The following is a 20,693-nucleotide window of genomic DNA, read 5'->3' on the forward strand; positions in this document are numbered from 1 at the left end:
ACACCGACCGTCTCAGTGGGTGAGCAACTGTACCGAACTGTGAAACAATGGGGTGAGCACCCCGAAACCTCTAAGGAGCAGCAACAATGGCAGCAGAACGCTTTTACGACGACGATGCCGACCTGTCCGTCATCCAGGGCAAGAAGGTCGCCATCATCGGCTACGGAAGTCAGGGCCACGCCCACGCGCTGAGCCTGCGCGACTCCGGCGCGCAGGTCCGCGTCGGACTCAAGGAAGGCTCATCGAGCCGGGACAAGGCCGCTGCCGAAGGGCTCGAAGTGGGCACCCCCGCCGAGGTGGCCGCCTGGGCCGATGTCATCACCATCGCCGCCCCCGACCAGGTGCAGGCGGAGATCTTCGAGAAGGAGATCAAGGACCAGCTCGCCCCGGGCAAGACCCTCGTCTTCATCCACGGCTTCAACATCCGCTTCGGCTACATCAAGGCCCCCGAGGGCGTCGACGTCGTCATGATCGCGCCCAAGGGCCCGGGCCACGTGGTCCGCCGCGAGTACGTCGACGGCCGCGGCGTGCCCGTGCTCGTCGCCGTCGAGGTCGATGCGACCGGACACGCCTGGGAGCTCGCCCTCTCCTACGCGAAGGCGATCGGCGGTCTGCGCGCCGGCGGCATCAAGACGACGTTCACCGAGGAGACCGAGACCGACCTCTTCGGTGAGCAGACCGTGCTCTGCGGCGGTGTCTCCCACCTCGTCCAGTACGGTTTCGAGGTCCTCACCGAGGCCGGCTACCAGCCGGAGATCGCGTACTTCGAGGTCCTCCACGAGCTCAAGCTCATCGTCGACCTCATGGTCGAGGGCGGCATCGCCAAGCAGCGCTGGTCGATCTCCGACACCGCCGAGTACGGCGACTACGTCTCCGGTCCCCGGGTCATCACGCCCGAGGTCAAGGAGAACATGGAGAGCGTCCTCGTCGACATCCAGAACGGCACCTTCGCCGAGCGCTTCATGACCGACCAGAAGAACGGCGGCGAGGAGTTCAAGTCGCTGCGCGCCAAGGAGGAGAAGCACCCGATCGAGGCCACCGGTCGGGAGCTGCGCAAGATGTTCGCCTGGCTCAAGGACACCGACGACGACTACACCGAGGGCACTGCCGCTCGCTGAGAGTCGAGAGTGTGAGAAGGCGCCGCCGGAGGGATTCCGGCGGCGCCTTCGTCGTCGGCGCGTGTCCTACGCGGCGAGGCGGGCGGCCCGTCTGGCCGCCTGGATCCGCGGATCGGGCACGGGCGCGGACTCGATGAGCCGGCGCGTGTAGGCCTCGGCCGGGTCCGTGAGCACCTCGAGGCTCGGGCCCTGCTCGACGACGCGCCCGTCCTTGAGGACGACGACGTGACCGGCGAGCTGTTCGACGACGGCGAGATCGTGGCTGATGAACAGGCACGCGAAGTCAAGCGACGCGTGGAGCTCACCGAGGAGCGTGAGCACCCCGCGCTGCACGGAGACGTCGAGCGCCGAGGTCGGTTCGTCGGCGATGAGGAGCTTGGGCCGCAGCGCCAGGGCGCGGGCGATCGCCACGCGCTGCCGCTGTCCGCCGGAGAGCTCGTGCGGGAAGCGGGCGGCGAAGTCGGTCGGCAGCTGGACGTCGGTGAGCAGAACATCGACCCGGGCGTCGATGTCCCGGCCGCTGAGATCCGTGTGCACCCTCAGGGGTTCGGCGATCTGCGACCCGACCGAGCGGCGCGGGTTGAGCGAGCCCCGCGGGTCCTGGAAGACGACGCCGACCTCGGCGCGCAGCCGGCGCTGGCGGCGGTTCGGCCGAGTGGATACGCGCTCCCCGGCGACGAACGCCTCACCCGAGGTCAGCGCCTGACCGCCGGTGAGAACGTTCGCGATCGTCGACTTGCCCGACCCCGACTCCCCGACGAGACCGGTGATCCGACCAGCGGGGATGACGAGGCTGACGTCGTCGAGCGCGATGACCTGGCGTCCGGACGAGCGGTGGACGACGGTGGCGTCGCGGAGTTCGGCGGCGGGAACGGTGTCCGCGGCAGGCGCCGGGGCGACCGGGCGCTCCTCGCGCGGTGCCCGGGCATCGACGACCGCGCTCAGCCTCGGCACGGCGGCGAGCAGCTGCTGCGTGTAGTCCGAGGCGGGACGGTCGAAGATGTCCTCGACGGAGCCGGTCTCGACGATCCGCCCGTCCTTCATCACGGCCACCCGGTCGGCGATGTCGGCGACGACGCCCATGTCGTGGGTGATGAGGAGCACAGCCTGTCCGGCCTGGGCCTGGTCGACGAGGAGGTCGAGGATGCCCGTCTGCACGGTGACGTCGAGGGCCGTCGTCGGTTCGTCGGCGATGAGGACCTGTGGGGAGTTGATCGTCGCGAGTGCGATCATCGCCCGCTGCAGCTGACCGCCGGAGAGCTCATGCGGGTAGGCCTCGGCGACCTTCTCGGGATCGGGCAGGCCGACCGCCCGCAGCTGCGCGAGCACGCGCTGCCCGATGTCCCCGCGCCCAGCCCCGCCCGCACCGTCGCTGCCGGCGTGGGCCCGGACCGCCTCGGCGATCTGATGGCCGACCCGGAACATCGGATTGAACGCGCTCATCGGCTCCTGGAAGACGACGCCGATCCGCTCGCCGCGGATCGGACGCAGCTCCGCGGGGTCGAGTCCGACGAGCTCGATCGCCCCGGTCAGCCCCACCCCGCCACCGGCCGGGCCGGCGGGATCCCAGAGCTTCACGGATCCGGCCTGGCGCGCACCGGGCACGAGGCCGAGCGGGGCGAGTGCGGTGACCGACTTCCCCGACCCCGATTCGCCGACGAGGGCGAGGATCGACCCGGGCACGAGGTCGAAGGACACGTCCCGGGTGACGGTGCGGGAACCGAAGGACACCGAGTAGTCGCGGTAGCTCAGGGCGGGGGTGGTCGCGGTCATCGGCTCAGCCCTTCAGCGAGGCCTTGAAGTACACGGGGTAGGCCGGGAACTCGCCGATGATGAAGTTCTCGACGTTCGAGCCGTGGAGGAACGAGTTCCGGTTGTACGTCAGCGGCACGATCGGCGCGTCCTCCATGATCCGCTTGTCGGCTTCGGCCCAGATCTTCTCGGCCGCGGCCGCGTCGACGGTCTCGGTGGCCTGCTGGATGAGGTCGTCGACCTCGGGGTTGGAGTAGCGGGAGATGTTGTAGTTGCCGCCGCCGATCTGCGAGGAGTCGAAGAGCGGCTGGATGTTGCCGAACGCCGAGGGGTAGTCCGGCTGCCATGAGGTCAGTGCGAGGTCGTAGTCGCCCTCGTCGTTCGTCGCGTCGGCGGAGAACGTGTTCGTGTCGACGGACCTGATCTCGACGGTGATGTCGACGCGGGCCAGCGCCTGCTGGATCGCCTCGGCCTGGGCGACGTCGGTGGCGGAGTTCTTCGTCAGCAGCCGCAGAGTGCCGAGGTCGGCACCGGACTCCGCGAGGAGGGACTTCGCCTTCTCGACGTCACCGCCGGGACCGGCCGGGTAGAGGTCGTAGTCGACGCGTCCGGGGATGCCGGGGGTGATGAGCGTCGTCGCATAGTCACCGGAGATCTCACCGCCGCCGGCGATCCGGTACGTGTTCTTGTCGACGGCGTAGTTGATCGCCTGCCGCACCTTGGGGTCCTTGAGCCCCTCCCGCTCGTTGTTCATCGCGAGGTAGGACAGGGCGCCGGGCCCCGAGGTGACGAGCCGGGACTTCGCGTTCGGATCGTTCTGGACCTGCGCGAGCTGCGAGGCGGGCACGAAGCTCGCGGAGAACCCGTTCTTCGCGTCCCCGGAGTCGGAGATGAGCGCCTGCGAGGTCACCGAGGCGTCCTGTCCGAGCTTGAACACGACTTGGTCGGGCCCGGCCGTGCGGACCGGGTCGGTCTCCTCATTCCACTGGTCGTTGCGGGTGAGCACCGCCTCGGCGCCGGACTGGTTCGACTCGACCTTGTACGGACCCGAGGCGACGGGATCGAGGCCGTACGTGCCGGGGTCGTCGCTGCCTTCGGGAACGGGGGAGAAAGCGGGCATCGAGACGATCCACGGGAAGTCGCCGAACGTCGAATTGAGGCGGAAGACGATCGTCTTCTCATCCGGCGTCTCGATCGATTCGAGGTCGTCGCCGGTGAACGGACCGGCGTAGTCGTCGCCGCCCTCGATGAGGCCCTTGTGGTAGCTCAGTCCGCCCGAGAGCTCAGTGGAGAACGACCGTTCGATGCCGTACTTGATGTCGGCGGTCGTGATCGGGTCGCCGTTCTCGAACTTCAGCCCGTCCTTGAGCGTGAACGTCCACGTTCTGCCGTCGTCGCTGACCGTGCCGGTGTCCGTGGCGAGGTCGGGCACGACCTTGCCCGGCTTGTCCGGCTGGATGTCCCACGTCGTCAGCCGGCGGTGGACGAGGGAGAGCGAGGTGATCGCGAGCCCCTGGCTCTTGCCGGGGTCGAAGTCGATGTCGGGGTCCTCGGAGAAGATGTTGAGGGTCCCGCCCTTCTGCGTCTCGCCGAGCGTGTTGCCCGGGGAGTCGTCGTTGAGTTCGGGATTCGCGTTGCACCCGGTGAGGACGAGCCCCAGGGCGAGGGTGGCGGCGAGGAGGCCGAAGCGCTTCATGATGGTCCTTTGCATGAGTTGAGCTGCGTGAGTTGAGCGGAGAGGGTCAGGAGGAGCTGTGGGCTGGCAGCCGTGGGCTGGAACAGTGCGGGATCATGCGCGTGCTCCGATCCGCGGGTCGAGGATCGAGTAGCTGAGATCCGCGAGCAGGTTCGCGACGATGACGACGGCGGCAGCGAAGAGGGTGACGCCGACGATGACCTGGATGTCGAGGCTCGACACCGACTCGAGCAGCAGGGTGCCGACCCCGCCGAGGGCGAAGACCTTCTCCGTGATCACCGCTCCGCCCAGCAGGCCGCCGATGTCGATGGCGAACAGCGTCGTCAGCGGCACGACGAGGTTGCGCAGACCGTGCTTGCCGACGACGAAGGTCTCGCTCAGGCCCTTCGCCCGGGCCGTGCGGATGTAGTCCTGACTGAGCACGTCGAGCATCTGCCCGCGGGTGAGCCGCGCGTAGATCGCGCCGTTGGCGATCGCGAGCACGATCCACGGCAGGATGAGGTGGAAGGCCCACATCAGGGGGTTCTCCGTGAGCGGGACGTAGCCGCCGATCGGGAGGACGTTGAGGGTGAACCCGAAGAGGAGGACGCCGAGGAGGCCGAGCAGATACGTCGGTGCGGAGATTCCCGTGATCGCCGCCCCCATCACCGCGGAGTCGGTGAACCGGCCCCGCCTAAGTGCGGCGATGAGTCCTGCCGCGATCCCGCCGATCGCCCAGAGCACCGCGGCGCCGAGGGTGAGGGAGACGGTGATCGGCAGCCGCTGGAGGATGAGGTTCGTCACCGAGTCCCGGAGCCGGAACGAGTACCCGAAGCACGGGGCGTTGCAGTGGATCGCCGCCGCCCCCTCGCCGAAGGTGCGCCCGCCGATGATGCCGGCGAGGAAGTCGAAGAGCTGCTTCCACCACGACTGGTCGACGCCGAGGTAGGCCTCGACCTCGGCGAGGCGCTCGGGGGAGCAGGGCTTGCCGCACGAGAGCTGAGCGGGATTGGTGGGCATGAGGTAGAAGATCGCGAAGCACGCGGCGGCGATGATGATGAGGACGACGACGGCCCCGAGGATCCGGGACGCGGCGAACTTCACGCGGTTCACGGCTGGCCTCCTGCGCTCATCGGGTCGATCTTCGGGGTGTCGGGGCCGCGGTCCGGGCTCCGGTCGGCACTGCGGTCGGGGCCCTGTCCGGCGGTGGGATCGAGGGCGTCGCGGAGTCCGTCGCCGAACATGTTGAACCCGAGCGTGACGAGGAAGAGCGCCATGCCGGGGAAGATGAGGTACATCGGATCGACCTGGACCCAGGAGATCGCGTCGGAGATCGACCGTCCCCACGACGGCGTGGGCGGGTTGACGCCGACGCCGAGGAAGGACAGAGCCGCCTCGGCGCCGATCTTGCCGGGAATCGACACGGTCGTGAAGACGATGATCGTCGCGGCGAGGTTCGGGAGGATCTCGCGGACGAGGATGCGCGCGCTGCTCGTGCCCTGCGCGGCGGCGGCGCGGACGAACCCGCGCTCCTTGAGTGAGAGCGTCTCGCTGCGGACGACGCGGGCGACCGGCGGCCAGCCGAAGAAGCCGATGACGAGGATGAGCAGGAGCGGGCGCGGGAAGCTCGCGGGCACGGTCGCTGAGAGCGCGATGGCGAAGATGAGGAACGGGAAGCCGAAGACGATGTCGGTGAACCGGGAGAGCAGTCGATCGGCGAGGTGCCCGTAGAAGCCGGCGATGAGTCCGATCGCCACGCCGACGATGACGGAGACGAGCGTCGCGGCGAGTCCGATGAGCAGGGAGACCTGCGCGCCGTAGGAGACGATCGCGAAGAGATCGCGCCCGGTGCGGGGCTCGACACCGAACCAGTGTTGAGCACTCATCCCGCCGAGCGGCCCGGCCGGAGCGGTGTCGGGGGCGAGCAGCTCCGGGTTGTAGGCGTAGGGGCTGTTGCCGGTCAGGGCCGCGAACACCGGGGCGAGGACGGCGAGGAGGACGAAGAACACGACGAGCCCGAGGCCGATCATCGCTGGTCGGGAGCGCTTGAGGCGCGCCCAGACGGTGTCTGTGCGGGTCGCGCGTCCCGGCCGCTCGGGCGGGGCTGCTGTCATCGTGGTCCTTCGATTCGTGGTCGGTCGGACGGTGGGCTCGGTCGCGTCCGGGATCGCCGAACTGCTCAACAATTATGCGCCTGATCGTCGTCTGCGCAAACTCATGAAGTTCCGTGACAGTAGCGCAGTTTGCTCCGTTCGTCACCAGGGGCCCCGGTGCTAGAGTCGCAGGCAGGGAACCCTGGCCGACTCGAGGAAGACGACACCGTGACGAACTACCGATTCGAGAGCTTCACTCCCGCCTTCGACGAGTCCACGGGGGAGCCGGATGCCAGGACGAAGGGCTACTTCGCGTCGACGAGTGTGGGGTTCCACGACTCCCGGTCGACCGATGCGGCGCTCAAGGCCCGGGTGCAGCGGGCGATCGACGACGATCGCCGTCTCACCGCGGTCTACGCCGACGCCGAATACGACTATGCGCTCGACGCCGACATCCCCGTCGCGACCTTCGCGTGGTTCGAGAAGCTCGTCAACGTCGGCGCCGGTCGGCTTGTGCCCGCGCACCTCATCACGTGGGTGACGGTGCGGCCCACCCATCGCCGCCGCGGACTGCTCCGGTCGATGATCACCACGGACCTCGCCGAGGCGAAGGCCGCCGGCTACCCGTTCGCGGCCCTGACCGCGACCGAGGGCGGGATCTACTCCCGCTACGGCTTCGGGGTGGCGACGTGGTCGCACGCGATCGAGGTCGACACCTCACCGGGCTTCCAGATGATCCGCGAACCCGACCGGCGGGTGGAGATGTGCCTGCCGAGCGTCCTGCGCGAACTCGCGCCGAAGATCTACGGCGAGTTCATGAAGACCTCGCCGGGGGCGATGGAACGGCAGCAGACCTACGTCGAACGGGCCACCGGCGCGCTCAACACCGAGACCGGCGAGGCCGATCGCGGCGTCCGCGCGGCCCTGCACTTCGGGGAGGACGGCGAACCCGACGGCTATGTCTCCTACAAGTTCGCGGGCTGGTCGACGACCCCGCCGACGATCGAGCTCATCGACTTCGTCGCCGTCACCGACGCCGCATACGCCTCACTGTGGTCCTTCCTCGCCGCAATCGACCTCTCGACGCGCGTGAAGTTCGGCGAATCCGCCGAGGACTCACCGCTGCCGTGGCTGCTCACCGACTCCCGCCGCGTGAAGACGACGTCGACGGAGGACAACATCTGGATCCGGATCCTCGACGTCCGGGCCGCCCTCGAGGCCCGCGCATGGTTCGTCCCCGGCACCCTCGTCCTCGACATCGACGACCCGCAGGAGCTCACCGGAGGACGCTTCCGCCTCACCTCCGACGGGCAGAGCGCCACGGTCGAGACGGTCTCGGAGTCGACGCCGGCCGACCTCAGCCTCGGCATCGCCGAACTCGGCTCCCTCTACTTCGGCGGGGCGGACCCGGTCATCCTCGTGCGCGCCGGTCGCATCGAGGAGAACGTGCCGGGAGCCGCCGTCCAGGCGAAGTCGATGTTCGGCCTCGAGCGGATGCCGTACTCGCCGAACGGATTCTGACGCCGGGGGTGCTCGGGGTGCCCCGAGGTGCCCGAGGCTCCAGGGGTGCTCGGGGTGCGGACGGTGTTCCCAGATCCTGAGACCTTGTGAAGGTTTTCACTCAGTCTCATATGATGAGCCCGTCCCGGATCCCTGAAGGAGTAACTCAGTGCCCAAGCCCATCGTGCTCATCGCCGAAAACCTGTCACCGGCCACCATCGACGCACTCGGAGGGGACTTCGAGATCCGTCACACCGACGGCGCTGACCGCTCCCGCCTGCTCACCGACATCGTCGACGCCGATGCGATCCTCGTCCGCTCGGCCACCCAGGTCGACGCCGAGGCGATCGCCGCGGCTGCGCACCTCAAGGTCATCGCCCGCGCCGGCGTCGGCCTCGACAATGTCGACGTCCCGGCCGCCACCTCGGCGGGTGTCATGGTCGTCAACGCCCCGACATCGAACATCATCTCCGCCGCCGAGCTGACGATGGCCCACATCCTCGCCTCGGCGCGGTACTTCGGCGCCGGCAACACCTCGCTCAAGGCGGGGGAGTGGAAGCGCTCGAAGTTCACCGGCGTCGAACTCTACGAGAAGACGCTCGGCATCATCGGCCTCGGACGCATCGGCGGGCTCGTCGCCGAACGCGCGAAGGCCTTCGGGATGCGCCTCGTCGGCTACGACCCCTACATCACGCAGGCGCGCGCCGCGCAGATGGGCGTCGAGGTCGTCGACCTGCCCGGGCTGCTCGCGGTCTCCGACTTCGTCACCGTCCACATGCCCAAGACGCCCGAGACGATCGGCATGATCAGCACCGAGCAGTTCGCGCTCGCGAAGCCCGGCGCCCGCTTCATCAACGTCGCCCGCGGCGGCATCATCGATGAGGAGGCCCTCGCCGAGGCGGTCGCCGCGGGCACCGTGGGAGGCGCCGGCATCGACGTGTGGAACGTCGAACCGCCCGAGCCGTCTGCGCTCATGGAGCTCGACGCCGTCAACGTCACGCCCCACCTCGGCGCGTCGACGGCCGAAGCCCAGGAGAAGGCCGGGGTCGCGGTCGCGAAGTCCGTGCGCAAGGCGCTCGCCGGTGAGCTCGTCCCCGACGCCGTCAACGTCGCGGGCGGAGCGATCCACGAGGACGTCCGTCCCGGCATTCCGCTCGCCGAGCGCCTCGGTCGGGTCGTCAACGCGCTCGCCGAATCCTCGGTCACGCACTTCAAGGTCGAGGTCAACGGCGAGATCGCCGACAAGGACGTCTCCGTCCTCAAGCTCTCGGCGCTCAAGGGCCTGTTCAAGGACGTCGTCTCCGACCAGGTCTCCTATGTCAACGCCCCGCTGCTCGCCGAGGAGCGGGGGATCGGGGTCGAACTGACGACCGATCCCTACTGCGAATCGTTCCGCAACATCACGCGCCTGACCGCGACGACCGGGGACGGCCAGCGGATCACCGTCGCCGGCACCGTGACGGGCCCGAGGCTCGTGCAGAAGCTCACCGAGGTTGACGGCTTCGACCTCGAGATCGAGCTCACCGACAACCTCCTCATCTTCCGCTACGAGGATCGTCCGGGCATCATCGGTCAGCTCGGGCTCGCGCTCGGTGCCAACGAGATCAACATCGCGGGCATGCAGGTCTCACCGTCCTCGGAGGACAACGAGGCGCTCTCGGTCATGGCCGTCGATTCGGCGGTGCCCGAGGAGGTCGTGCGGGCCGTCGCCGGCGCCGTCAACGCCTCGGCGTTCTCCGCGGTCTCGCTCGACGAGGACTGAGCGAGACCGTCACAGACGCCTCGGTGCCCCGAATTCGCGCAGGCGGGTGCGGGGCACCGCTATGATGGTCAGCGCACATCGAATCCCTCGGTGACTGCATCGACCATCGCCGGTCCAGCGCTGGTCGTCCTCGGGTGGCCTGCGTCGGGCCGGTTCCACTCCATGAAGGAACCTCATGACCAACTCCCCTCAGTCCCCTCTGCCCGTCCCCGGGCAGGACACCCACCAGGCCCCGGCGGCCGGCACGGCCGCTGCCGGCGGCCTCGGCGATCTGGCGCTGCCGCTGCGCGGTGCCCGTCCGAAGCAGGCGCTGGCCCGCTTCGTCAAGAAGTACTCGGTGTTCTCCGGCCGCGCCTCGCGCAGCGAGTTCTGGTGGGTCTACCTGTTCGTCGCCATCGCCATGGCGATCCCCTATGCGCTCGTCGTCATCGGAATGTCGATCGGCTTCGCGTGGGCGGCTGCGAACCCCAAGGTCACCGAACTCGGTGTCGACCCGTCGACCGGTGAGGCGATCACCTTCGAGCAGCCCCCGGGCATCATGAACCATGCGCCGGCGGCGATCCTCATCTGGCTCGGCCTCGTGCTCCTCGTCGTCGTCTTCCTCGCCGTCATCGTGCCGTTGCTCGCGCTCATGGTCCGTCGTCTCCACGACGTCAACATGCCCGGGCCGCTGCTCTTCATCGCCCTCGTCCCGTTCGCCGGACCGCTCATCGTCCTCGTCTTCATGCTGCTCGAGGCGAAGCCGGAGGGTGCGCGCTTCGACGCCGTCGGCGCGCACTGAGGCCGACGTGCCGGTCAGGGCGAGTCCGAGATCGGTGCGGCCGCGGCGTCCGGATTGCCCGCGGCGGCCACCTCGGCGAGCGCCCGCTGCAGGACCTGCAGGTCCTCCAGCGTCTCGACCGCGGTGATCCGTCCCCACCGCAGGGTGAGGAACTGGAACATCGTGTTCTCGTAGCGGCCGCCGCCGGGCAGTGCGCCCGAGACGCGGGTGCGCACAGCGATCCGCGTGTGCCACGGTCCGCCGTCGACGATGACGTCGTCGACGGCGAACCGGGCGCCTGGCAGGATGCTCCCCACCCGCTCCCACCAGCGGATCATCGCCTCCCGGGTGGTGCGCCGACCGCCGAGCGCATGGTCGCCGTGGAAGACGTAGACGAACCGCGGGGCGAGGCTGTCGACCATGGGCATGACCTCGCCGCGGCTGATCTGATCGAAGACCGCGCGGATGCGGGCCTTGACGATGCGCTTGTACATGGGATCCCCTCACCGGCGACCGGGGGTCGTCCGCGCTGATTAACGTTACTATTGGTTACACTATGAGCCGAACCGGTCGCCCGCGCAAGAGCGCAACGGAATCCGAGATCGTCAGCGCCCTCACCGATCTCGTCATCGAACGCGGATACGCGTCCGTCACCGTCGACCTCGTCGTCGAGCGCGCGGGAACGAACAAGCCCGCCTTCTACCGTCGGTTCCGCAATCTCGCCGAGGTGGTGCCGCTCGTGCTCGCCGCCCGCCACGGCACGGACACCGACATCGACACCGGCAGCCTCGCCGGCGACCTCGCTGAGGTGCAGGCTCGCCAGCAGCGGCTCTTCACCGACCCCGTCGTCACCCGCGGCTTCGCCGGATGGGCCGCTGACATCGCCGGCGATGTGTCCGGCGCGGCGGCGTTCTTCGACTCCTACCTCTCACCGCGGCGGCAATTCACGCAGGTCATCCTCGCCCGCGCCGTCGACCGCGGCGAGATCGCCCCCGGTGCCGACCCCGACTGGCTCGCCGATCTGCTCACCGGGCCTCTCCTCATGCGCCTCGTCCTCCCCGGCCTGCCCCCGATCGACGACCGCCTCGTCGCGCAGACGGTCAGCGCCGCCCTCGATGTGCTCGGCGCTGCCGGGAGGGGCTAGCGGAGAGCGCCTAACGGAGCAGCAGGGGTGAGCGGGTGCGCACGCCGATCCACGTCCACAGGGCATCGGCGAGGATCGCGGCGGTGAGCCCGACGAGGACGCCGGCGATCGTGTCGGTGAGCCAGTGGACCTGGAGTGCGGTGCGCGACCACATCATTGCGAGCACCCAGCCTGCGGCGAGCAGCAGCGACCAGTGGAAGTGGAGTCGCAGGGGATCGGCGCGGGTGCTCGTCGCCGCCCGCGTGACGATGAGCGCGAGCCCGAAGGCCAGCGCCGCCGCGCCCATCGAATGACCGGAGGGATAGGAATAGCCCAGCGACGAGTAGAGCTGATCGCCCGGGCGTGCCCGCTCGACGAGCAGCTTGATGAGCTCGGAGAGGCCGACGCCGAGCAGCATCGTCGTGACGATGACGACAGCGGCGCGGAACCGGCGCAACAGGATGAAGATCGCGGCAGCCAGTGCCGTGCACATCATCGCCCCATTGCCGCCGCCCACCTCGGCGAGGGTGACCGCGACCCAGTACGGCACGGAGTCGAGGGGCACCTTGACCAGGTGGGCCCACCACACATCGAGCGGGGTCGGACCGGTGCGGGTCAGGCGCAGCCAGAGGCCGAACGCGCCGACGAGGAGCATGGCCGGCAGCACCGACCACAGCGCCCACCGCGGTGTGGGGGCGACCTCGGACGGTCCCGGGAAAGGCGGACGGGAGCGCGGGGCCGGCTGCCCGGCCCCGGGTGCATCGGCGCTGATCAGGCGTTCCAGAGACCGTAGGTGTCGGCGAGCGAGGCGATCTTCTTCGCGCGCGCCAGACGCGGCAGGTAGGAGCCGTCGGTGATCTCCGTGCCGCCTTCGGCCGCCGCGAGCATCTGGCGGGCCCACGTGCGCTCGTCCTCGCTCGGGCTCATCGCCTCGTTGAGGGCGTTGACCTGGTCGATGCCCAGCACGAGCTTGCCCGTCATGCCCATGTTGTGGGTGACGTCGGCGTCCTCGCGCACCTGCTCGTCGCTGGCATCGGCGGCCGAGGGGCCGTCGATCGCGCCGGGCAAACCGCCCATGCGCGAGGCGATGGTCAGGCGCGACCGGGCGTAGGCGAGCGCCATCGGGTCACCGGAGAAACCGGTGTCCTTGCGGAAGTCGTTCGTGCCGAAGGCGAGGCGGAAGGTGCCGGGCGCCTCGGCGATCTTCGTCGCGTTCTCGACGCCGCGGGCCGATTCGAGGAGCGCGAGCACGGGCAGTCCGGCCTTCGCGCGCATCGCGGTGTAGGAGACCTGTTCGGGGCGCTCGGTCTCCGGCAGCATGACCCCGCGCAGACCGGGCAGCATCGCGACGGCCGCAAGGTCGTCGTCCCAGAACTCCGACTCCATCTTGTTGATGCGCACCCACGCCGACATGCCGGACTCGAGCGCGCGGACGACGTTGTCGCGGGCCTCGAGCTTCTTGTCCTCGGCCACCGAGGCCTCGAGGTCGAAGATGACAGAATCGGCCTCGGACGCCTGTGCGGGTGCGAACAGGGCCTCCTTCGCCGCATTGACGAGCAGCCACGAGCGGGACAGCTTGGCGGGGAGGGAGGCGGCGCGACGATTGCGGATCGTTTCTGTCAAGGATCGACTTTCTCTCGGAAGCGGTGAGTCGGCGAGTCTGCGGTCGCGCTCGAGTCGCGACGGCTGACCACCATTTTCGTCGGTCGACCAAGGAATTTGTAGCCGCAGACGAAGTTTGAGACGTGAAATTGTCCACGTTCGGACCTGTGGGAGGATCGGTGGGCACCTGAGCGGTCGTTTCACATACTGATATGGGCTGGTTGCATGATGAGATGCACTCTAGTCTGGCGGGCATGAAGACGTACTCCATTGCGGTCATGCCCGGCGACGGAATCGGCACCGAGGTCGTGCCGGAGGGGCTCAAGGTCCTCCAGCGCGCGATCGAGGTCTCCGGGGAGCCGGTCGCCCTCGAGCTCACCGACTACGAGGTCGGGGCCAAGCGCTGGCACGAGACGGGCGAGACGCTCACCGATGACGAACTCGCGGCCCTGCGCGACCATGATGCGATCTTCTTCGGCGCGTGCGGCGACCCGAGTGTGCCGTCGGGCGTCCTCGAGCGCGGGGTCATCCTCAAGATGCGCTTCGGGCTCGGCCACGCGGTCAACCTCCGTCCCGCGAAGCTCTTCGCCGGCGTCGAGAGCCCGCTCGCCGCCCGTCCCGCGATCGACTTCGTCGTCGTCCGCGAGGGCACGGAGGGCTCGTACACCGGCATGGGCGGCTCGGTGCGCACGGACACCCCGCACGAGGTCGCGACCGAGGTGTCGGTCAACACCTGGTACGGCGTCGAGCGGGCCGTGCGCGATGCCTTCGAGCGTGCGCAGGCCAGGCGGAAGAAGCTCACCTACGTCCACAAGCACAACGTCATGGTCCATGCCGGGCACCTGTGGCGTCGCGTCGTCGAGAAGGTCGGGGAGGAGTTCCCCGAGGTGGCCGTCAACTACGAGCACACCGATGCGTGCACGATCTACATGGTCACCGACCCCGAGCGCTACGACGTCATCGTCACCGACAACCTCTTCGGTGACATCCTCACCGACCTCGCCGCCGCGGTGACCGGGGGAATCGGCCTGGCCGCTTCGGGCAACCTCAACGTCGAGGGCACCGCGCCGAGCCTCTTCGAACCGATCCACGGTTCGGCGCCGGACATCGCCGGCAAGCAGATCGCCGACCCCACCGCGTCGATCCTCTCGGGAGCGCTCATGGCCTCCCACCTCGGACTCGATTCCGTGGCCGCCGCGATCGAGGCCGCCGTCGAGGCCGACCTCGCCGAGCGCGACGGCACCTCGCGGACCACCGCCGAGGTGGGGGACGCGATCGCCGCCCGACTGGGGTGAACCGGGCAACTGAGCGCGTCGTCCGGGCCCGCCGAGACGGGTCGTTCGGGCCCGCGGGGAGGGGTCGTTCGGGCCCACCGGGACGACAGGCCACCTCGCCGCGGAGGGAAGCCCCGCCTCGGCGAAGTGGGAGTCGACCCCCGATGGATGACGGGGCCGTCCGATGGACTACCCTGAGACGTGTTACGCCTCACAACTGGGAAAGAAGCTCTGATGACTGAATTCGCCGTCCTCAAGAACATCCAGCCGCAGCCGGAGCTGGTGCGCGAGGACATCAAGAAGGATCCCGGGTTCGGGCAGTACTTCACCGACCACATGGCCCACATCCGGTACACGAACGAGGACGGGTGGCAGGCCCACCAGGTCGAACCCTACGGTCCGATCGTCCTCGACCCGGCGGCCGCGGTCTTCCACTATGCGCAGGAGATCTTCGAGGGCCTCAAGGCTTACCGTCACGCCGACGGTTCGGTGTGGACGTTCCGCCCGGACCGCAACGCCGTGCGCATCAACCGCTCCGCCGAGCGCCTCGCGCTGCCGCAGCTGAGCGAAGAGGACTTCATCAACTCGCTCAAGGCACTCGTGTCGACGGATGAGGCGTGGGTGCCGACGCCGGGCACCGACGGTGACGAGTCGAGCCTCTACCTGCGTCCGTTCATGATCGCCTCGGAGCGGTTCCTCGGGGTGCGGGCGAGCCACGAGGTCGACTACTACGTCATCGCCTCGCCCGCCGGTCCCTACTTCGCCGGCGGCATCAAGCCGGTCTCGATCTGGCTGTCGAAGAAGCTCAACCGCGCCGGCTCCGGCGGCACGGGCTTCGCGAAGTGCGGCGGCAACTACGCCTCCTCCCTCCTCGCGCAGCAGGAGGCGGCGGATAACGGCTGCCAGCAGGTGCTCTTCACCGATGCCGAGGAGCACAAGTACATCGATGAGCTCGGCGGCATGAACCTCATGCTCGTGACGAAGGACGGCAAGCTGCTCACCCCCGAGCTCAGCGACACGATCCTCGACGGTGTGACCCGGCGGTCCTTGCTCGACCTCGCACCCGACCTCGGCCTCGAACCCGTCGAGCGGCCGATCACCATCGACGAATGGCGTGAGGGCGCGGAGAACGGCGACATCGTCGAGGCGTTCGCATGCGGCACCGCCGCCGTCATCACGCCGATCGGCAAGCTCGTGTCCGACGAGTTCACGATCGACCACGGCGACGAGCCCGGAGAGAAGACGATGGCGCTGCGCAAGGCGCTGCTCGACATCCAGTACGGCCGCGCCGAGGACAAGAACAACTGGCTCGTGCGCCTCGCGTGAGGAGCTGAGCACTCGAGGCGCTGAGGGGCTCGGGCGCTGCGGCGCTCTGAGGCTCTGGCGCTCGGGAGGTCGGGTGTCCGGGTACCCGGGTGCGCCGACATTCGGGCGATCGGGTACCCGGGTGCTCCGACATCCGGACGCTCGGGCATCGAACGCCACCTGCTCTGCGGAGGCGGAGCCGGCTCGCTGACCATCGTGGTCGCGAGCGGGGTCCGCCTCGGTGCATCTCGCCCCGACGCATGTTTTGCGCATCTGTGCGTTAAACGTTGTACTGTGTCCTCGTGACAGCCGCAGCCTCGACCTCGACGCCCACTGCCTCCGACGTCATCGCAAACCTGCCGTGGAAATGGAACACGCAGGGCGTGATCTTCCTCATCGGCGGTCTCGGCTTCATGTTCGACGCCTGGGATGTCGCCCTCAACGGCTTCCTCATCCCCCTGCTCAGCGAGCACTGGGATTTGAGCGTCGGCGAGGCGGCGTGGATCGCCACGGCCAACCTCATCGGCATGGCCCTCGGTGCCTTCGTCTGGGGCGGCATCGCCGATGTCATCGGCCGCAAGAAGGCGTTCACACTCACGCTCCTCGTCTTCTCGATCTTCACCGTCGCCGGAGCCTTCGCGCCCGAGTTCGGGTGGTTCATCGCGTTCCGGTTCCTCGCCGGATTCGGGCTCGGCGGATGCATCCCCGTCGACTACGCACTCGTCGGCGAGTTCACTCCGAGCCGGCACCGCGGACGCGTCCTCACCGCGATGGACGGGTGGTGGCCGATCGGCGCCTCACTGTGCGCGTTCGTCTCCGCGTGGCTGCTGACCATGGGCGATTGGCGGCTCATCATGCTCGTCATGATCATTCCCGCCCTGCTCACGGTCGCCGTGCGGTTCGGGATCCCCGAATCACCCCTCTATCTCGCTTCGGTCGGGCGCACGGCCGAAGCCGACGCCATCATCGCCAGACTCGTCAAGCGCACAGGCGCGAACGTCACGACCTGGACGCACGACGTGCCGACCGCGGTGTCCGCCAGCGACGGCCACGACAGCCTCGGCGAGGAAACCAGGCGCCGCACTCAGACTGATCGCATTCAGACTGACCGCACCCGGACTGACATCGTCGATCTGCGCGAGGGCGCGGCGGCCAGGCAGGGCGACTCCGCGGGCATGGAGGGGAACTCTGCGGGCACCCCGGGGGACTCCTCGGGCGTGCGGGGGAACTCTGCGGGCACCCCGGGGGACTCCTCGGGCGTGCTGGGGAACTCTGCGGGCACCCCGGGGGACTCCTCGGGCGTGCAGGGGAACTCTGCGGGTCTCATCACCTCCGTCAGCGGTCAGCTGCGGGCTGCCAGCGGTCAGCTCGTTCAGCTGTGGCAGTACTCGGCGAAGACGACGCTGGTGTCGTGGGCGCTCTTCGTCTCCGTCCTCCTTGTCTACTACGCGGTACTGACATGGCTGCCGGGGATCCTCAAGAAGCAGGGACTCGGCGACCAGGCGGCCTTCCTCGTCACCGGTGCGATGACCGCCGTCGGCATCCTCGGTGTCGTCGTCTCCGCGCTCGTCGTCGAGCGCCTCGGACGCAAACTGGTGCTCGGGGTCACGGCGATCGTCTCGGCGGGCCTCCTCGTGTGCGTGGCCGTCTTCATCGAGGCCTCCGGATCGGAGCTGAGCTTTGCGGCGAAGGCGAGCATCATCGGCTTCGGATTCGTCATCCAGATCGCCATCCCGACGCTCTACACCTACGTCTCCGAGCTCTATCCGACCCGGCTGCGCGGCTCCGGCTTCGGGTGGGCGTCAGCGGCGTCCCGGATCGCCACCGGCATCGCACCTCTGGTCTTCGGGGCGTTCATGTGGCCCGTGCTCGGGCTCGTCACGACGTTCGTCCTCACCGGGGTGCTCGTCGTCGTCGCCGTCGTGCTCATGGGGTTCCTCGCGCGGGAGACGACGGGGGAGAAGCTCGTCTGAGCCGGGTGGTCGGGCGCCCCGTCGCCGAATCCGGCGGAAGCGGCCTGACCTGCGGTGACATCGTTCGGCAGGCTCGTGTCAGTACCGACCTCTAGGGTTGTGTCATGGAGTCGGAGACCGTGTCAGACGTCATCGCGGACATCGTCCGCTGGCGCGAAGCGCTGTCCGCTCTGCCTCCGGCGACGACTGAGCGTGAGGCGATCGAGCGGATCACCGCGCTCGAGGAGCTGACCTCGGCCGCCGCTGCCGCCCAGGCACGTGAGGCCCTCACCTTCGACATGCATCGCCGCAACCGGGAGGCCGAGGACGGTGTGCCCAGTGCACGTCAGGGCAGGGGAGTGGGAGCGGAGGTCGGTCTCGCCCGCAAGGTGTCGCGTGCGCGCGGCAGCAAGCTCATCGGATTCGCTCGCACCCTGCTCATGGATCTGCCGCACACGTACTCGGCCCTGTCGCAGGGACAGATCTCGGAGGAGAAGGCCCAGGCGGTCGCGCGGGAGTCCTCCTGGCTGCCACGGGAGAAGAAGCAGGAGCTCGATGCGCAGATGGCCGATCGTCTCGCCGAGGTGGGGGTGGGGCGACTCAGCAGCGAAGTGCGGATGCTGGCACAGAAGCTCGACCAGGTCGCGGCCGTCGACCACCTCGATCACTGCACGACCGAACGCCGCGTCACCGTTCGACCGGCTCCGGGCAACATGGCCTACCTCACGGCATTCCTGCCGATGCAGCAGGCCGTCGCCGCATTCGCGAATCTCTCGACATCCGCGGCAACCCGGGTGGGAACCGGAGAATCCGGTGGCAGCACGCAGAGCCAGACGATGGCAGACCTGCTCGTCGAGCGCGTGACCGGGCAGGAGAGCGCCGAGGCGGTTCCGCTCGACGTGCTCGTCGTGATGAACGACGAGACGATGTTCGACGTCGGTGACGACCCGGCCTGGCTGCCGGGATTCGGCCCGATTCCGGCCGGCGCGGCACGGTCGCTCATCGCCGAGAACGACGCGAGCGTGTTCCTGCGGCGGCTCTACACCCGACCCGCGGATGGTCAGCTCGTCGCCATGGATTCGAAGCGCCGGGAGTTCGGCGGCCTGCTGCGCCAGATGGTCCTCGTCCGCGATGACGTGTGCCGGACCCCGTGGTGTGACGCCCTGATCAGACATGTCGACCATGCCACGCCTGTCGCTGACGGCGGCGCCACCACCTGGGGCAACGCTTCAGGACTGTGCGCCGCCTGCAATTACACGAAAGAGCTCGCGGGGTGGCGGCACCGCGCCACCGCCGAAGAACTCATCGTCACGACGCCGACCGGCCACCGATACACAATGAGAACCCGCCCGATCGACAGCCGAAGATCCAGCGTGGGACGGCAACCAGATGCCGGGGCGCGGAAGAGTGCCGCCGCGCAACCAGGCGCCGGGCGGCAACCAGATGCCGGAGCGCGGAAGAGTGCCGCCGCGCAACCAGACCCCGGACGGAAACAAGATGCCGGAGCGCAACCAGAGGCGGAGCGGCAGCCGAAGACGGGGCGGCAGCACACTGACGAGCGACGGCACACCCTCGAGCCGACCCGCGGCGACGAGCGCGCAGGCGAACGAGCGCATGCCCGCGACCCGGGCGGTGTGGGAAACGTGGGCGAAGCAGAGACCCGTGGGAGAGAACGCGTCACGTCAGAGGTCTCGGACCAGACGAACTCGCATGTCATCTGGCAGATCGTCGAAGCAGTTCCGGTGTCGTCGGAGTCGAGATGGCGCATCACCGATGAGTTCAGCGCGGGACTGACTCGAGGGGACGGGTCTGTCGTGACTCCCCACGATCGAGAGCGGCCACCGGATGGTCGATGCGCTACGTCGGGTCGGCGGCGATGAGCGCCGCGAGCGAGTCGGCGGCCAGGGGAGAGCCCGGTCGAAGCCCGGCTGGCCAGAGACGTCGCGGCGCGGACAGGTGCCTGATGACCCGCGGCAGTCGACCGACTGCCCAATGCCGACCGGCAACCCGATGTCGGATCGCAGTCCACTGCCGATTCCCTCACCGGACTGTGACATCAGTTTGCCTGGTGTTCAGTGCAATGACTACTCAAGTCGTTAAGGTTGTAGTATGAACGACCTTCCCGGGACCGGGGCACCGACGGCCGCGGACGCAACACTGCCTGTCGAACTCGTCTGGGGGCTTCCCGGCGGCCTCGGCGATGCGTGGGAGCCGGTGGCATCGGCCGTCGGCGTGCACGGCGTGCTTCCGCCCCCGGACGAAGTCGGCGAACTCTACGGCGCCGCCGCCGCAGAACCCCCGCTCAACGAGGATCCGAAGTACGCGGCGCACTTCGCGAAGGTCTACGACGCCTCGGTGCGCAAGGGCCAGGTCCTCACCGCCCTCGTCCGCTCGGCCGGCGACGGCAGACTCCGCGCGATCGCCTACGGCCACTTCTGGGCATGGCAGGAGCAGAACTACGAATGGGCCTACGAACTCCGCGACCGCCTCGGCGATGCCGCCCCGACGCTCGAGTGGACGTTCGCGCTCAACCTCCTCGCCCGAGACCCTCGGCTGCGGACCTCCGGCCTCGGGCGCATCACGCTCGTGACCTGGCTGAGCGCGATCGCCGGCTACGGCTGCTGGCTGCAGACGGATGACATCGACAGCCCCGCGCGCCGCCTCTACGCAAGCCTCGGCTTCACCGCGCTCGGACACGGACCCCAGGCCCCCAACGGCCGCCCCGGCCTCGTCATGCACCGTCCGCCGCTGTGACCCGAGCCCGGCCCCGCGCAGTC

Annotated in this window: 17 protein-coding genes; 10 read left to right on the forward strand and 7 right to left on the reverse strand. The window is 68.8% G+C overall.

Going from position 1 to position 20,693, the window contains the following annotated elements; genetic code table 11:
- Positions 1 to 86: 86 nt before the first annotated feature.
- Positions 87 to 1,118 carry a ketol-acid reductoisomerase gene (gene ilvC / locus FJ887_RS05440; RefSeq protein WP_137826545.1) on the forward strand — a complete coding sequence of 344 codons (1,032 nt, stop codon included), beginning with the start codon at positions 87 to 89 and terminating at the stop codon, positions 1,116 to 1,118.
- Positions 1,119 to 1,184: 66 nt separating this feature from the next.
- Here the strand turns inward: ilvC and FJ887_RS05445 are convergent, their stop codons facing one another.
- From FJ887_RS05445 to FJ887_RS05460, 4 genes are all read right to left on the reverse strand, one after another.
- Positions 1,185 to 2,891, reverse strand: a complete 1,707-nt coding sequence (locus FJ887_RS05445) for a dipeptide ABC transporter ATP-binding protein (RefSeq protein WP_140954595.1) — start codon at positions 2,889 to 2,891, stop codon at positions 1,185 to 1,187.
- A gap of 4 nt (positions 2,892 to 2,895) precedes the next feature.
- On the reverse strand, positions 2,896 to 4,566 hold the full coding sequence (locus FJ887_RS05450) for an ABC transporter substrate-binding protein (RefSeq protein ID WP_137826301.1): 1,671 nt from the start codon (positions 4,564 to 4,566) through the stop codon (positions 2,896 to 2,898).
- A 93-nt stretch (positions 4,567 to 4,659) separates the two neighbouring features.
- Complete coding sequence (locus FJ887_RS05455) at positions 4,660 to 5,658, reverse strand: ABC transporter permease (RefSeq protein ID WP_140954594.1); 999 nt, start codon at positions 5,656 to 5,658, stop codon at positions 4,660 to 4,662.
- A complete protein-coding gene (locus FJ887_RS05460) occupies positions 5,655 to 6,659 on the reverse strand; it encodes an ABC transporter permease (RefSeq protein ID WP_140954593.1) in 1,005 nt (334 codons plus the stop codon). The genes FJ887_RS05455 and FJ887_RS05460 overlap by 4 nt, the downstream gene beginning before the upstream one ends.
- A gap of 207 nt (positions 6,660 to 6,866) precedes the next feature.
- On the opposite strand from FJ887_RS05460, the gene FJ887_RS05465 reads away from it, so the two are divergent.
- The 3 genes from FJ887_RS05465 to FJ887_RS05475 all read left to right on the forward strand — a co-directional run bounded on the left by FJ887_RS05465 (position 6,867) and on the right by FJ887_RS05475 (position 10,681).
- Positions 6,867 to 8,159: a GNAT family N-acetyltransferase gene (locus FJ887_RS05465; RefSeq protein ID WP_137826298.1), complete on the forward strand. Its 1,293-nt coding sequence runs from the start codon at positions 6,867 to 6,869 to the stop codon at positions 8,157 to 8,159.
- A gap of 148 nt (positions 8,160 to 8,307) precedes the next feature.
- Positions 8,308 to 9,900 (forward strand): phosphoglycerate dehydrogenase, encoded by a 1,593-nt coding sequence (gene serA / locus FJ887_RS05470; protein WP_137826297.1) that lies wholly within the window; start codon positions 8,308 to 8,310, stop codon positions 9,898 to 9,900.
- A 175-nt stretch (positions 9,901 to 10,075) separates the two neighbouring features.
- Positions 10,076 to 10,681 carry a DUF805 domain-containing protein gene (locus tag FJ887_RS05475; protein WP_137826296.1) on the forward strand — a complete coding sequence of 202 codons (606 nt, stop codon included), beginning with the start codon at positions 10,076 to 10,078 and terminating at the stop codon, positions 10,679 to 10,681.
- A 14-nt stretch (positions 10,682 to 10,695) separates the two neighbouring features.
- On the opposite strand, the gene FJ887_RS05480 is transcribed toward FJ887_RS05475, so the two are convergent.
- Positions 10,696 to 11,154 (reverse strand): nuclear transport factor 2 family protein, encoded by a 459-nt coding sequence (locus FJ887_RS05480; protein ID WP_137826295.1) that lies wholly within the window; start codon positions 11,152 to 11,154, stop codon positions 10,696 to 10,698.
- 62 nt (positions 11,155 to 11,216) lie between these two features.
- On the opposite strand from FJ887_RS05480, the gene FJ887_RS05485 reads away from it, so the two are divergent.
- Positions 11,217 to 11,804, forward strand: coding sequence for a TetR/AcrR family transcriptional regulator (locus FJ887_RS05485; protein WP_137826294.1), 588 nt, complete (start codon positions 11,217 to 11,219; stop codon positions 11,802 to 11,804).
- Between the two features lie 10 nt (positions 11,805 to 11,814).
- Here the strand turns inward: FJ887_RS05485 and FJ887_RS05490 are convergent, their stop codons facing one another.
- Together FJ887_RS05490 and FJ887_RS05495 are read right to left on the reverse strand one after the other, a co-directional pair.
- On the reverse strand, positions 11,815 to 12,438 hold the full coding sequence (locus tag FJ887_RS05490) for a phosphatase PAP2 family protein (protein ID WP_137826293.1): 624 nt from the start codon (positions 12,436 to 12,438) through the stop codon (positions 11,815 to 11,817).
- Positions 12,439 to 12,554: 116 nt separating this feature from the next.
- Positions 12,555 to 13,406 (reverse strand): HpcH/HpaI aldolase/citrate lyase family protein, encoded by an 852-nt coding sequence (locus FJ887_RS05495; protein WP_137826292.1) that lies wholly within the window; start codon positions 13,404 to 13,406, stop codon positions 12,555 to 12,557.
- A 233-nt stretch (positions 13,407 to 13,639) separates the two neighbouring features.
- Between FJ887_RS05495 and FJ887_RS05500 the strand changes: the two genes are divergently transcribed.
- From FJ887_RS05500 to FJ887_RS05520, 5 genes are all read left to right on the forward strand, one after another.
- Positions 13,640 to 14,680, forward strand: a complete 1,041-nt coding sequence (locus FJ887_RS05500; RefSeq protein ID WP_137826291.1) for a 3-isopropylmalate dehydrogenase — start codon at positions 13,640 to 13,642, stop codon at positions 14,678 to 14,680.
- Positions 14,681 to 14,893: 213 nt separating this feature from the next.
- A complete protein-coding gene (locus tag FJ887_RS05505; protein ID WP_137826290.1) occupies positions 14,894 to 15,985 on the forward strand; it encodes a branched-chain amino acid aminotransferase in 1,092 nt (363 codons plus the stop codon).
- Between the two features lie 281 nt (positions 15,986 to 16,266).
- Positions 16,267 to 17,937 (forward strand): MFS transporter, encoded by a 1,671-nt coding sequence (locus FJ887_RS05510; RefSeq protein ID WP_137826289.1) that lies wholly within the window; start codon positions 16,267 to 16,269, stop codon positions 17,935 to 17,937.
- Positions 17,938 to 18,041: 104 nt separating this feature from the next.
- Positions 18,042 to 19,796 (forward strand): HNH endonuclease, encoded by a 1,755-nt coding sequence (locus FJ887_RS05515; protein WP_249356845.1) that lies wholly within the window; start codon positions 18,042 to 18,044, stop codon positions 19,794 to 19,796.
- A gap of 229 nt (positions 19,797 to 20,025) precedes the next feature.
- Complete coding sequence (locus FJ887_RS05520) at positions 20,026 to 20,670, forward strand: GNAT family N-acetyltransferase (RefSeq protein ID WP_137826288.1); 645 nt, start codon at positions 20,026 to 20,028, stop codon at positions 20,668 to 20,670.
- The last annotated feature ends 23 nt before the right edge of the window (positions 20,671 to 20,693 follow it).

This window comes from Brevibacterium sp. XM4083, from assembly GCF_006489205.2.
Lineage (GTDB): Bacteria > Actinomycetota > Actinomycetes > Actinomycetales > Brevibacteriaceae > Brevibacterium.

Coding starts and splice junctions, on each gene's coding strand:
- FJ887_RS05515 (WP_249356845.1), top strand. CDS start 18,042: ATGGAGTCGGAGACCGTGTCAGACGTCATCGCGGACATCGTCCGCTGG.
- FJ887_RS05460 (WP_140954593.1), bottom strand. CDS start 6,659: ATGACAGCAGCCCCGCCCGAGCGGCCGGGACGCGCGACCCGCACAGAC.
- FJ887_RS05450 (WP_137826301.1), bottom strand. CDS start 4,566: ATGAAGCGCTTCGGCCTCCTCGCCGCCACCCTCGCCCTGGGGCTCGTC.
- FJ887_RS05505 (WP_137826290.1), top strand. CDS start 14,894: ATGACTGAATTCGCCGTCCTCAAGAACATCCAGCCGCAGCCGGAGCTG.
- FJ887_RS05480 (WP_137826295.1), bottom strand. CDS start 11,154: ATGTACAAGCGCATCGTCAAGGCCCGCATCCGCGCGGTCTTCGATCAG.
- FJ887_RS05500 (WP_137826291.1), top strand. CDS start 13,640: ATGAAGACGTACTCCATTGCGGTCATGCCCGGCGACGGAATCGGCACC.
- FJ887_RS05485 (WP_137826294.1), top strand. CDS start 11,217: ATGAGCCGAACCGGTCGCCCGCGCAAGAGCGCAACGGAATCCGAGATC.
- ilvC (WP_137826545.1), top strand. CDS start 87: ATGGCAGCAGAACGCTTTTACGACGACGATGCCGACCTGTCCGTCATC.
- FJ887_RS05490 (WP_137826293.1), bottom strand. CDS start 12,438: ATGCTCCTCGTCGGCGCGTTCGGCCTCTGGCTGCGCCTGACCCGCACC.
- FJ887_RS05520 (WP_137826288.1), top strand. CDS start 20,026: ATGAACGACCTTCCCGGGACCGGGGCACCGACGGCCGCGGACGCAACA.
- FJ887_RS05445 (WP_140954595.1), bottom strand. CDS start 2,891: ATGACCGCGACCACCCCCGCCCTGAGCTACCGCGACTACTCGGTGTCC.
- FJ887_RS05475 (WP_137826296.1), top strand. CDS start 10,076: ATGACCAACTCCCCTCAGTCCCCTCTGCCCGTCCCCGGGCAGGACACC.